Origin of the sequence: Streptomyces sp. AK08-02, from assembly GCF_033795085.1 — a bacterium.
Lineage (GTDB): Bacteria > Actinomycetota > Actinomycetes > Streptomycetales > Streptomycetaceae > Streptomyces > Streptomyces echiniscabiei.
The window spans coordinates 396,832-408,742 of the sequence record NZ_JARAZV010000006.1 but is presented as its reverse complement, the minus strand read 5'-3'; the positions used below and the strand labels follow the sequence as shown (position 1 = coordinate 408,742).

Genomic DNA, 11,911 nt, shown 5'->3' with positions numbered 1-11,911 from the left:
GGCGCCGCCGGTCAGGCGGCTGCCGCGACGCGCTCCGTCTCCAGGCGGAAGTCCTGGGCCGCGTAGTCCAGGCGGGAGAGTTCCAGGGCCTCGTCCATGCCCATCACGGGCTTGAGGTCGAACAACTCGCAGATCTGCGTGAGGCGTTCGGGCATGGTGCCCCGGACGATGTGGTACGGAATCTCCAGCTCGTCCAGCGTCTGCAGCAGCTTCTTGTCGATCGTCGCCCGGAAACCCTCGTTCATCGGCCGGTGGCCGTCGGCGGCTATCGGAAGCTCGTGCTCCAGGTGGACGTACGCGTCGTAGGTGTCCCGCACATGCTGCTTCAGCGCGATGGCGTACTGGTCGACGACCTTGGCGAAGAACTCCATCTCCGCCTCCGTCACGACCGCGCGCCCACCCGCGTTGTCCGCGGTGGCGTTCGGGTTCATCCCGTGCATGACGCGGCCCGCGCCGTACAGCCATTCCTGCAGCGACGAGCCGTCGGAGATGAAGTGATCGCCGAGCACGGCCTCCGCCGCGGCCCGCCCGGTGTGCCGGCGCAGCATCAGCTGGAGGAACTCAGCCGGCGTGACCTCCGCGAGGGCCTTGCCGGGCACGGCCTCGGGGAGGATCTCCCGGATGGTGCGGGCCAGGGTGCGCGGAACCCCGGTGTAGCGGGACAACGCCATGACCGTCGAGGTCTTGCCGGCCGAGTACGTACCTGAGATTGCGATCTTCACGCGCTTGATGGCCTTTCCGTTGGGACTGGTCGGGACGGTCGGTTGAGAGAGGTCGAGACAGGCGGTCGGGCGCGCTGTTGGGCCCGGACCTGGGGTCTTGCCGTCGGCGACGATCAAGAACGCCGGTCAGGAACGCCGGTCGGGAGCGACGAGTGCACAGGGAGGCTCCGGCTGCGCCGGCAGAGCCATCCAACCTGTTGGTTGGAAATACTTGCATATGCATCGAACGCTGTCAACCAACTGGTTGGGTGGTGCAGGTAATAGACTGGCCGCATGGCTGGAAGCACCGAAACGACCAAGCGTCGACTCCTGGACGCCGCGCGAGCGGAGTTCAGCAGCTACGGCATCGCCGGAGCGCGGGTGAACCGCATCGCGGAGCGCGCGGGGGTCAACAAGGAACGCATCTACGGGCACTTCGACAGCAAGGAGGGACTGTTCAGAGCTGTCGTCGCCGAGGCGATGAGCGAGCTCGTCCGGGAGGTGCGGCCGGGTGAGGGGTCAGTCGGCGACTACGTCGGACGGGTCTTCGACTACCACCGCAACGACCCCACCCTGCTGCGACTGCTCATGTTCGAAGGACTCCAGGACGGACATCTCGGAACCGCTGACGCCTCGGACACCTCTGGCCGGGCCGCGTGGTACTCGCTCGCGGCCAGCTCCCTGGCCGAGAACACCGGCTGTTCCGAGGAGGACAGCGGACGCCTGCTGCTGACCTTGATCGGACTGGGCGCCTGGCCGTTGGTGATGCCTCAGCTCAGCCGGTTGTGCCTGGAGACCAACGGCGAGGCCGCGGACCTGGCGGCGCTGAAGGACTTCATCGTCCTCTTCGCCGAACGCGGTGCCGGAGCCGGTGCCGGAGCCGGTCCCGCACCGAAGGAGGCGTGACGAACACGCCCTTCTCAGCCGGCTGCCCTCGCTGAGCCGACCTCGACGAGGCCTGCGCTCATGATCCTCATCCTCATATTCCCCCACGGAACGCGTCGACCGGCAGGGAAGCCCGGCGCCGAAACGCCGACGGTCCATCAGAGTGCCGATGGCTGCCCCGAGTTGCCTCGAACTTCCCCTGCCACTTCCACTTTCACCAACACGATCGACCGTAGTGAGGCCCCACCGTTCAGGCAAGGAACGGCCGCCCTACCTGACGGACTTCCTCCAGGATCGCCTGTGCGTGTGCGTGTGCGTGTGCGTGTGCCTGGGCTCCATGCAGGGCGACGAGGCGATCAGGGGTGGCCGCTGTGGGTGTCGTCAGGTCATGGAGAGCCGGTCCACCAGCAGTTCCACCCTCCGCTCGGTGTCCTCGGGCGGCAGGTGTCCGTCCGGGTCAGAGTTGTCACAGCCTTCGCCCTGCTCGTCGCGGCCCTCGCCTGACCCCGCGGTCCGGCTCCACGTCGGCGGCGCACTATGCCTACTCCCCGGGCGGGAGCAGGCGTCCCGGCGAGCTGCGCCCGCCCGGGGACAACGGCTCCGGGCTTCGGCCTGCCGAGCCGGCCGTCCGGCGACGGCTTCCTGATCGTCAGGGGAATCCGCGACGTCGTCCTGGCCCTGGCCCTGGGCATCCTGCTGGTGACGGGCCATGAGCCGCACCAAGGCACCGGACTCACCGGAGTGAACACATTGTCACCCCCCACGTGGAGGAGCTGCGGGCGGTGATGTTCGGGACCCGTGGCCAGACTCTGTCAGGGACCTTGGAGTTGCCGAAGCCAGCCTGCGCCTGGTTCGTTCTTGCCATCTTCCAACGCCTTGCGGAGTTGCCGCTCCGGCAACACGTGCAAGCCCCCGGGCCGATCGGCAAGAGCACGCGCCGGACGTACTCCGAGACTGGGCCTCGAGGGGCAATTCCTGCGCTGCCCGCCTCGTGGGTCAGCGGGTGTCCCGGATCATCACGGTGAGGGTTGGAGAGGCAGGTGACGGCTGGCTTTGTCCGATGTCCCGGTAGCCCCATGACTTGTAGAGCGAGTGGACTTTTCCGTCGCCAGCGGCCGGATTGACCATAAGCGTGACGAACGGCTCCTCGCGTGTGGTGAGGAAGGCATCATGGATACGGCGGGCAGTGCCGGTCTTCCTCCAGGCCAACCGGACGCCGATCTCCTTCAGGGCCACGGCCGGGCGCTCGGTGTACTTCTCCGCCGGCGTCGGGCTTGTGCGCTGCCAATACCGATCGCCGTGCTCAATGGTGTTGCCGTAGGCGTAGCCGACCGGATGTCCATCCGCGTACGCCAGGACGGCTACGAACCCCGGCTCGGTGCTGTGTCGGTCCAGGCGCTCGTCGAACGCCGTGACCGCGTAGTTCGGCAGGTGGAGAAGCGGGGCGCGTACGTCGGCGTACACGTCGAGGAGGTCGCCGCGGGCGGTGTCGAGGGTGGTGAAGGTGCGCAGGTCGTTGGCGGGGGCCGTGGTCATGCGGCCATCCTCCAGGTGGCGGCGTGCTCGGTCCAGGTCTGCGCGCTGGTGCTGCCGGGCGCGGTGGCGCGCAGTGCGGCCCCGTACTCCTGCAGCATGCGTGTGACCCGGGCGTGCTGGGTGGCGGCGTCGGCGGGGACCTTCATGGCGGTGGCCGTGGCGGCTTCGGGGGCGCCCTGCGTGAGCGGGGCGTGGGCGAGCCGGGTCGTGGTGATGGCCCGGGCAGCATCATCAGTGCCCAACTGGGCAATGCGGCACTCTCCTACGTCCTACTCGGACCCACGTGTCTGGCACTAGCCTCCCTCTTCGTCCTGCGTAAGCAGCCCAAGGGGGTCAAAGAGGCAGCGCGACTCGCGCACTCCGCAGTCAGCGCCGCGAACCAACCGGTCGGACCGAGCGGCCCGACTAGCGCTGGCATTGTCTGATTTATGTAGCTCGTCTGGAGGAACCTAAACCGCCCTTGCAGACCTGTGGGTTCGCATCTCACGCGTGATCCTTCCAGTACCTCGGTGGCCACCGCCGCAACCGCGAATTGATCGGTCCTCGGCGCGTTCATCTGCGTGATGGCCTGGATCTCGATTGAGTCACGCCTGAGCGAGCTGTTCACAGTCTCAGTTCCGCTGGTCCCTCCAGGTGAGCTACACCCTTCGCGTTTCCGCTTCGACGACCGGCACGTCCAAGCGAAACGGCGAGGCTATTATTTGCCTGGCGGAACAGGGGTGTTTGATGGCGAATACGTACGAGGGTGACCACTTCGACCTGTCGGATAGCACGTTCCACGGCCCCGTCACCGGCAAGGTAGAGCACCACTATCACCCTGGTCCGGTCCGGACGGCCGTCGCGTCCCTGCCAGCAGCACCGCTCGTGTTCACGGGCCGGGAAGGCGACTTGGGTCGGCTACTTCCCCTGATTGATCCGGATTCCGATGCGGAGCTGCCCGTGCTGATCTGCGCCGTGTCTGGTCTGGGCGGGATAGGTAAAACCTCGCTCGCCTTGCACGTCGCTCACCGTGCGGCTGGGGACGGCTGGTTTCCCGGTGGCGTGCTCTTTATCGATCTGCACGGCTACGACGACAACCCTGTCACCACCGACCAGGCGGTCCTTACTCTCCTCGAAGCCCTCGGTATGCGCGACACGGACCTGCCTGCGACCACCGATGCGAAGTGCTCCCTCTATCGCACGCTTCTTGCGGAACAGGCTGAACCGCTCCTCTTGGTCCTCGATAACGCCTCTCGCCCAGATCAGGTCATGCCGCTCGTGCCTGGTGTTCGCCGACACCGCGTCTTGGTGACCTCCCGTCACACTCTTCCCACGCTGGGAGCCCGTCTGATCGATTTGAAGGTTCTCGATGCTGAAGCGGCGGTAGAACTCCTGCGACAAGCTCTGCGCACGGCCGATCCCGCAGACCAACGTGTTGCCGAGGCTGGCGAGAACGCTGCGGAGGTGGCGCGGCTGTGTGGCTATCTGCCGTTGGCCCTGCAGATCGTCGCTGCCCTTCTGGTTCTTGAGCCCGAACAGACTGTCGCGGACGTGGCCTCCGCGCTGGTCCAGGCTCGTTCCAGCCTGGACTACCTGGATGACGGCGATCGCGCCGTGCGCGCCTCCTTCGATCTCTCCTACTGTCACCTCACGGACGAGGAGGCCGACTTGTTGCGCCTCCTGGCGTTCAACCCTGGACCCGATATCTCGCTTGCGGGCGTGGCCGTCCTCGCCGGCCAGCCCCCTGCGGTTGTGAGCACCACTCTTCGCGAACTGGTCCGGGCCCACTTGGTCGAGCGGACCGGCGGCCGGTGGACCATGCACGACCTCGTGCGCGACTACGTCGGCGAACAGGCCGCCGCCGTAATGGCCGCAGGCGTTGAGCTAGGCCAGGGCCGTGGTGAGCATCCTGCAGAGTCGTACCGTAAGGCTCAAATGCGGCTGCTGGAGTACTACTTCGCCACCACGGACGCTGCTGACGACCATCTGAGCGGCCCGCGCGGGCCGCTTCCGACCGCGACCTTCGCCACCAGGGATGAAGCTCTTGCTTGGCTGGATGCAGAACGTCCCAACCTCACGGCCGCCGTAGCGGCCGCCAGCGTCGCCGGGCACCAGTACATCGCCATTGGGTTCCCAATACGCCTCTACGCCTACCTGACCCGACGCAGACACTTCGACGACCTCATTGCCGTCACCGCCATCGCTGTCGAAACTGCCCGCCTCACGGGAGACAAGTTGGGCGAAGCCAAGGCGAGCAACAACCTTGGGATCGCCCTCACAGAAGTAGACCGCTACGAGGATGCCTTCGCGTCCTTCACTCGAGCGGCCGAACTATTTACCGATCTCGACGATCAGAATGAGCTGGGGAGGGTTCTAAATAGCCACGGTCTGGCACTGCGTGAAGTAGGGCGTCCTGCTGAAGCCCTGCCGAAACTCCGTGAGGCGATGACACTCCAGCAGCATGCTGCAGACTTGCGGGAACAGGCAGCACTACTGAACAACATCTCTCTGGTCCATCAAGATTTACAGGACCATGCCGAGGCCACCGCAGCTGCAGAAAAATCAGCCTCACTCTTCCATCAACTCGATGACGCCGTAAACGGAGCGACAGCGTTGGGAACGATGGCCTGGGCACTCCACGAGCAGGACCGAACCCAGGAGGCCCTCGCTGCCTGCGAGCGCGCGTTTGAGATGGTCAGCCCTCTCGACGAACCTGATCAGCAGGGCACACTCCTCCTGATCAGGGCCGAATTGTCGAAGACTGTTGACCCTGAACGGGCTGTCACTTATTACCAACAGGCGGTGGCAGCATACGCGCGGGCCGAAAATTCGGCACTCCAAGCGCAGACCCACGTAGCCATGGCCATGACTCTGATTCAATCGAGTCGGCACTTGAGCGCTGTCGGTCACCTGAGAGAAGCCATACAGCTATATACGATTCTCGGCCTCGACGGTGAAGCGGAAAATGCTCAGACCCTGCTGGGAATGATAAACTCCTAACTGGCTGCCCCTGCCGCGTTGGTGTAATTCAAGGGCCATCCGCTTGTCTGATTTTTTGGAGTGGTCTACTGTCTGCTCTTCTGGCGAGATTTCCGTGGCGTTCATACTGAGGTAGCGCGTCTGACGTGCAAAACCGGGTCTTCGAATTTAGGCGGTGCGGAGGTGGCCTCGGGCTCGGCGCGAGTGGAGGTACATAGTGTCCGCAGACGCTGAGTAGCGCGATTGCGGTAGCCGTGGGTAGCCCATGCAACGAGCTTGATCACGCGCTTGATGCCTTCTCTTTGGTGTCGCTGGGCCGGTGGCGATGAACGAGCGGTCTCAGGCCACCGCCGATCGACCGTGGCGGCGAGTCTGCTGCTCTGGACGAAACCCCATCCGTGCCCGTTCGGCTCAACATCACGCGCCGGGCCGGGGCCATGTCCATAGGGTCGCGGTGATGGTCCCGCAGCCCGGAAGAACCCCGATGCGAATACGCACCACGTACGCCGCCGCGGTGGCGATTACCCTCGTTGCCGGCCCCCTGGCGGGTCTGGCGCATGCCCAACCCGATCTGGACTGCCGCGACTTCGTTTTCCAGGAAGACGCGCAGGCACAGCTGAACCGAGACCTCAGCGACCCTCACCGCCTGGACGAGGACCAAGGGCCGGATGATGGCATTGCCTGCGAGGTCCTGCCCCACCGAAGCAGCACCAGTATGACGACGGCCACGCCTCTCCCCACCCGCGGGGTTCAGGGTGGCATCGGCGGCAACACCAGCCCGGCCGATTTCGAACGGGCCCTGGGCGCGGGCCTGGCTTGTGCCTCCCTTGTTGCGGCAGCTGCCTATGCAACTCGGCGACACCGAGGCGCTGGCCTGCGCAGGCACTGACCGGCCATCGCAGCGAGCGCTGCTTTCGCCGACTGCCTCTCACTTTAAGGAGAGAAAGCCACCGGGACAGTCCAGCACACGCACCACGACGCACCGCCTCCCAGAACGGCCTTGGCCCCTGAAGAGGACGACGACGCTGCAGGACTTCGTCCTCTTCATTGGGGCCGACGATCGCCGGACCCAGGCCCGACACGACATGGGCGACGACATCTGCGTCGCCGAAGAATCTCGCCCAATGCCGGATGGCTGACCAAGCCCGTGGCTCCCCGGTGGTGGTCCTTCTGCATGGAGAACAGAAAAGATCAATCAGGACCACGGGTTGTCCTGCGTTCAGAACTGACAACCACCCCATTCACCACAGATTCTGACGGCTAGTCAGGGCGCGTCGATGCTGCACCGCTCAACTTCGAAGACTCGTCAAGCAAGCTCCGCGCCCAGGGCTCGGAGCGTGGGGACCAATTCGGGGTGGTCTCCACGCGAGGCTGACTGCAGCAACTCGGTGATGACGATGATCTGTGCGACGCGTCCGGGCTCTGTCTTGAGTACGGGAAAGGTCTCGCGGACGCGTTGGGTGAATCTGGGCACGAGCAGGGAGTACGCCAACAGCATGGCCGCGTCGTAGCCGGCCGGCGCCTGGCCGAAGCCTTCCCAGTCGAGGACGTAGGGGGTGGTGTCGGTGAGGTTGGCGGTGTGCAGGTCTCCGTGGGCTGTCGTCCAGTCCGTGATCCTGGGGCCGGGCATGTTGAGGAAGCGGGGCACGGTGCGGTCCACCCACTCCTGGCGTACGGCCACGCGGTCCGTCGGGACCCTGCTCACGTAGTCCAGGTTCGCTCGGAGCGAGTCCCACCACGAGACCGGCGGATCGGGATCCGTGTGCAGGACCGGGCTCGGGGAGACAGCGGGCTCGGTGACGTACTGGTGCAGGTCCGCGCGGTAGGCGTGGCCGTCGCTGCTCGTGTCCGAGGTGTCGTACAGCAGCGGTTTGCGGACGTGCCGGTCGAACAGGGCGGCGGCCCGGCCGTTGCCCTCCCAGATCTTCCCGGCCGCCTTGTCCTCGGGTGCCGAGAGCAGCCTCAGCCAGCAGACTCCGCGGTCCGGGTGCTGGACGCGGCTGCTGAGGGTGCGGCCGTACCAGCCCCAGACCTCCGGACCGACGACCGTGGTGTTCAGCGTCTGCGCGGCCTGGACGAATGCTCGGTGCATGCGCTGTTGGTCGGCGGCGTCAGTCGGCGGCGAGTACATCCAGCACCTTTCGCAGCGTGGGGACCGGGATGGGCGGGCTTCGCAGAGCCGCTTGTGCCTCGGCCCAGTGTGCCGGGGTGGAGGTGGAGAGCAGGATCCGCGTCACTCCCGGACAGGAGGCCGTGGCGAGGAGGCATGCCTGGGGGACGGTGAGATCCGGGCTGAGGAGTGCGGTGAGTTCGGGTGTGGCCAGGTGGGGAAGTTCCCCGCCGAACAGGGGCGCTGAGGCGTACACCTGCCATCCGAGTTCGGCTGCCTGGGCGATGGGACCCTTTCCGTCCAGGGCTTGGGCGAACGTGGTGGCGGTGACGAGGGATACGGGCAGTTGGACGGCTCGCAGGTGATGGTGTTCCGTGCCGGCGGCTTCGGCAGCCAGTTGGTGCAGGGAGGGGATGCTCAGGGCGCCGGTGTCGAAGCCTTCCCAGGTGGCGACGCCGTACGCGCTCAGGGTGCCTGCTGCCGCTTCTGCTTCCAGGGCGGTGAAGGCGTCGCGCAGGGATTCGTACGGGTCGCCGTCAGCGCGCTCGGGGTTGTGTGCGAAGACGAGGTCCACGTGGTCGCGGCCGAGTTCGGTGCGGTTGCGGGAGCACTGCCAGTGGACGTACGGGGTGCTCAGACAGTGTCCGTGTTCGGCGGCGTCTGTGGTGAGGGCTCCGTCGGCGACGGCGTCCTTGATGGCTCGGTCGGTGAGGAATCCGACCTTGGTGGAGACCGCGACGCGGTGCTGGGTGAGAACGGGGGCGAGCAGTGACTGGGCTTGTCCGCTGAGGTAGTTGGGCGCTGTGTCGATCCATGCGGTGGTCGGGTCGGTGGCTGCGCGGATGACGGCGTCGGGCAGTGCGGCCGGGTGGATGCGGTAGGTGCCCAGACCGAGAGATGGGATCGTCACCGTCTGTCTCCTTGCACCACTGTGGCTGCTTGGCCGTTCACCAGATCGGAAACGACGGCCGTCACGTCCGCGATGGGGATTCCGGTTGCCGCGACCAGCTCGCCGACGGAGACGGTGCCGGGTGCGGCGGACGTCAGGAGCTGAATCAGAGGCAGGGCCTCCTTGGCCAACTCCCATTCGTTGTCGCAGGCTCGGAAGATCACTCCGTCCCCGTCCGGTGCGGGGCTTATCTGCGCGCGACTGCTGGTCAGCCGGATGCGGATGTCCGGGTCTGCGGGGAGGAGCCCGGTGATGTGAGGAAGGCTGGGGCGGAGGCGGGTGAGGTCGGTGCTGTCGCGCATCGCCGTGTAGCGGCCGAGCAACCCGGGGTCTTCTAGGGCGGTGGTGACTTCCCTGCGCAGTCGTTCCAGGTACGTGGCCTGTTGCGCCGCGGTGGCGTGTACGGGCAGGTCCTCGCGCAGGATGTCGTGGCGGCGTAGGTCGTCGGCGAGCCAGGACAGGAGTTGGGCGCCGGTGGTGGCCTGGATGCCGAAGGTGAGGTGGAGGGAGTGCTCGCCTTCGGAGGCGGCTACCGAGTGCCACCAGCCGCGCGAGAGATAGAGCATGTCCCCTGGGCGCAGGACCAGTTCCGCGACCGGTTCCTCCGGCGGCGGTTCGGGTTCGTCGGTGTCCTTGTACATGGGAGCGGTACGAGTGGGGCCGTACAGCTTCCAGCGTTTGGCGCCGTCGATCTGGATGACGACGACGTCGTGGTCGTCCCAGTGCACGCCGAAGCCCTCGCGTGCGGTGAAGGACGCATACAGGTTGGTCTGCACGCCGGTGCGCAGCCACTGCTCCAGTTCCATGGCGGCGCGGCCGATGGGTGGGTGGAGTTCGTCGACGGCGTCGATGACCAGGGAGGCGCCCTCGGCGAGCCGGGCGTGGAGTTCGGCGGGGTGCAGGCGCTGCCAGACGGTGTGCCGGCGGGTGGTGACGGGCGCGGTGTAGCGGTGGGCGGGCAGCATCTCCCCGTCGGTGGACAGGCGGAAGCGGGGCGGCTCCAGGCGGTGGGTCGCCAGGATGGTGTTCACGTCGTCCCAGGTGATCAGCTCGCCCGGGTTCGGGACGGCGGACGGGATGTGGCGATAGTGGCGGTGGAGCACCTGGGCCAGGAACTCGTCCTGGCCCAGGTGAGCCGCCAGATTCAGCGGCGACAACGCTTCTCCTCCTGGGTCAGTCGTTGCCGTCGGTACGGCCGGTGCTGCCGCCGTCGGACGGGGTGACGCCCCGCTCGCGGGCGGCCTGGATGCGGCGGCGTGCCTTGACCAGTCCGGCCTGGGCCGGTCCGGTCGCCGGGGTGGTGGCGGTGTTGTTCGGCATTGCTCCTCCTGGGGTTCGGGGATGAAACGGCATTGCAGACCCGTCCCGGACGGCGTTTGACCTGTCCATGGACTCGGGCGGTTGATCCGCCCGGGACGGGCTTGCAACCCGCCCCTGCCGGGGCTTATCGGGTGGGGGGAACCTCTCGATCGGCTACGTCCGGCAGGGACGGGAACTCAGGGGCCGGCCGGGGCGGTGGAGACCGCGACACCGATCACGAAGCCGCAATCAGCGTGGTCGGAAGCGGGCCGGTGTACCGCGCCAGGCAGCTCACGACGTGGCCTGTCACGGCTTCCACCAGGCTCGCCACGGTCGGGTGATGATCTCGCGGTATGTGTGATGTGAGGGGTTGCGGCCGCCGTGCCCGAACACCCAGTCCTGCGGTTCGGCGAAGTCGACGCTGGGCGGGGAGGTCTCGCCGCAGACGGCGCATTGCATCGCGTACATGGTCGGCTCCGCATCCGGCTCCCGGTCGGGCTGGATGGTCCACTCCATGTGGCAGATGACTGCGCGCGTATTCACCGGCCTGCCTCTTCGAACTCGGTCTGTCTGCGACAGGCGCCGGAGGGCTCCTCCTGGCCGGCGAGGACGTACGGATTGGACAGTGCGGCGCGGAGGGTGTCGACGTCCGTGAGGGTGTTGTCGTCGGGCAGCTCGCACCAGCCGCCGAACCAGTCGTCCATCAGCTCAAGGCCAGGGGCTACCAGCCAAGAGTTGCTGGAGAGATGCCGCACGGGCAGGTCGTCCCAAATGCCGAGGGTGCCGGTCCTGATCGCGTAGTAGAGGCGTTCGTTGGGCTTGTCGTACAGCACGGGGCCGATCGTTGCGCCGGTGGCGCGGAGGTGAGCCAGGGCCAGGAGGCCGATGTCCGCGGGCGTCCGTACGAGGTCCCAGCAGTCGCCGACCTGGAGCAGGCGCAGTCCGGGCACATCGTTGACCATGAGGGCGCTCCGCAGCGCTTCGCGTAGGAACATCACGTGCCTCCTTGCCGTTGGAGGTCGGAACTTGCGCCGAGTGAAGGCGAAGGACCAGGGGTCACCCTGGTGGAACGGACCACGATCAGACGGGTGCCGGTCGCGGTTATCCGCCGCTTCCGCTCGTTGGCGGTGCGCTTGGGGCCGAGGTGGCTGAGGACGGGGATCACGGTGCCGTAGGTGTCGGGGAGTTCCAGGGCGTCGAGGAGGCCGACGAAGGCGGGGGAGCAGACGGTCACAGTCGCCTCGCGGTCGGTGAAGACCCCGCACAGGGTCAGTTCGTGCCGTCGGCAGTACTCGGTGAGGCAGTCGACCAACGCCGCGTGGCGGGCCTGTCCACCGGTGACGTGGCGTATGTAGCCGAAGACGTGTGGGCCGGTGACCGGGCGGCGTTCCGTGATGAGTTCCTCGTCCATGCCCATAGCGTCGGCCGGCGCGAACGGCCTCGAAATGACCTGCTGTTGTACTTCCGTTGCAC

The 11,911-nt window shown here is 66.7% G+C and carries 11 protein-coding genes and 1 pseudogene; 2 read left to right on the top strand and 10 right to left on the bottom strand.

Annotated features, from left to right (window positions below; genetic code table 11):
• Nucleotides 1-11: 11 nt before the first annotated feature.
• A complete protein-coding gene (locus PV734_RS15280; RefSeq protein ID WP_319090605.1) occupies nucleotides 12-722 on the bottom strand; it encodes an ATP-binding protein in 711 nt (236 codons plus the stop codon).
• Nucleotides 723-995: 273 nt separating this feature from the next.
• Between PV734_RS15280 and PV734_RS15275 the strand changes: the two genes are divergently transcribed.
• Nucleotides 996-1,607: a TetR/AcrR family transcriptional regulator gene (locus tag PV734_RS15275; protein ID WP_319289842.1), complete on the top strand. Its 612-nt coding sequence runs from the start codon at nucleotides 996-998 to the stop codon at nucleotides 1,605-1,607.
• Between the two features lie 975 nt (nucleotides 1,608-2,582).
• Here PV734_RS15275 and PV734_RS15270 read toward each other — a convergent pair.
• Nucleotides 2,583-3,122, bottom strand: a complete 540-nt coding sequence (locus tag PV734_RS15270) for a GNAT family N-acetyltransferase (protein WP_319090603.1) — start codon at nucleotides 3,120-3,122, stop codon at nucleotides 2,583-2,585.
• A pseudogene (locus PV734_RS15265) lies at nucleotides 3,119-3,346 on the bottom strand (hypothetical protein); the annotation flags it as partial. The gene PV734_RS15270 and the pseudogene PV734_RS15265, both read right to left, overlap by 4 nt.
• 409 nt (nucleotides 3,347-3,755) lie before the next feature.
• Between PV734_RS15265 and PV734_RS15260 the strand changes: the two are divergent.
• On the top strand, nucleotides 3,756-6,101 hold the full coding sequence (locus PV734_RS15260) for an ATP-binding protein (RefSeq protein ID WP_319090602.1): 2,346 nt from the start codon (nucleotides 3,756-3,758) through the stop codon (nucleotides 6,099-6,101).
• 1,285 nt (nucleotides 6,102-7,386) lie between these two features.
• Here PV734_RS15260 and PV734_RS15255 read toward each other — a convergent pair.
• The 7 genes from PV734_RS15255 to PV734_RS15225 all read right to left on the bottom strand — a co-directional run bounded on the left by PV734_RS15255 (nucleotide 7,387) and on the right by PV734_RS15225 (nucleotide 11,849).
• Nucleotides 7,387-8,172 (bottom strand): phosphotransferase, encoded by a 786-nt coding sequence (locus PV734_RS15255; RefSeq protein WP_319090600.1) that lies wholly within the window; start codon nucleotides 8,170-8,172, stop codon nucleotides 7,387-7,389.
• 19 nt (nucleotides 8,173-8,191) lie between these two features.
• Nucleotides 8,192-9,100: an aldo/keto reductase gene (locus PV734_RS15250; RefSeq protein WP_319289840.1), complete on the bottom strand. Its 909-nt coding sequence runs from the start codon at nucleotides 9,098-9,100 to the stop codon at nucleotides 8,192-8,194.
• On the bottom strand, nucleotides 9,097-10,296 hold the full coding sequence (locus PV734_RS15245; RefSeq protein WP_319090598.1) for a cupin domain-containing protein: 1,200 nt from the start codon (nucleotides 10,294-10,296) through the stop codon (nucleotides 9,097-9,099). The genes PV734_RS15250 and PV734_RS15245 overlap by 4 nt, the downstream gene beginning before the upstream one ends.
• Before the next feature lie 16 nt (nucleotides 10,297-10,312).
• Complete coding sequence (locus PV734_RS15240; protein ID WP_319090597.1) at nucleotides 10,313-10,459, bottom strand: hypothetical protein; 147 nt, start codon at nucleotides 10,457-10,459, stop codon at nucleotides 10,313-10,315.
• Between the two features lie 285 nt (nucleotides 10,460-10,744).
• A complete protein-coding gene (locus PV734_RS15235; RefSeq protein WP_319090713.1) occupies nucleotides 10,745-10,954 on the bottom strand; it encodes a hypothetical protein in 210 nt (69 codons plus the stop codon).
• A 23-nt stretch (nucleotides 10,955-10,977) separates the two neighbouring features.
• Nucleotides 10,978-11,433 (bottom strand): hypothetical protein, encoded by a 456-nt coding sequence (locus PV734_RS15230; RefSeq protein ID WP_319090596.1) that lies wholly within the window; start codon nucleotides 11,431-11,433, stop codon nucleotides 10,978-10,980.
• The gene (locus PV734_RS15225; protein ID WP_319090595.1) at nucleotides 11,433-11,849 is read right to left on the bottom strand and encodes a hypothetical protein; all 417 of its coding nucleotides are present in this window, start codon (nucleotides 11,847-11,849) and stop codon (nucleotides 11,433-11,435) included. Before PV734_RS15225 ends, PV734_RS15230 begins: the two co-directional genes overlap by 1 nt.
• Between the last annotated feature and the right edge of the window lie 62 nt (nucleotides 11,850-11,911).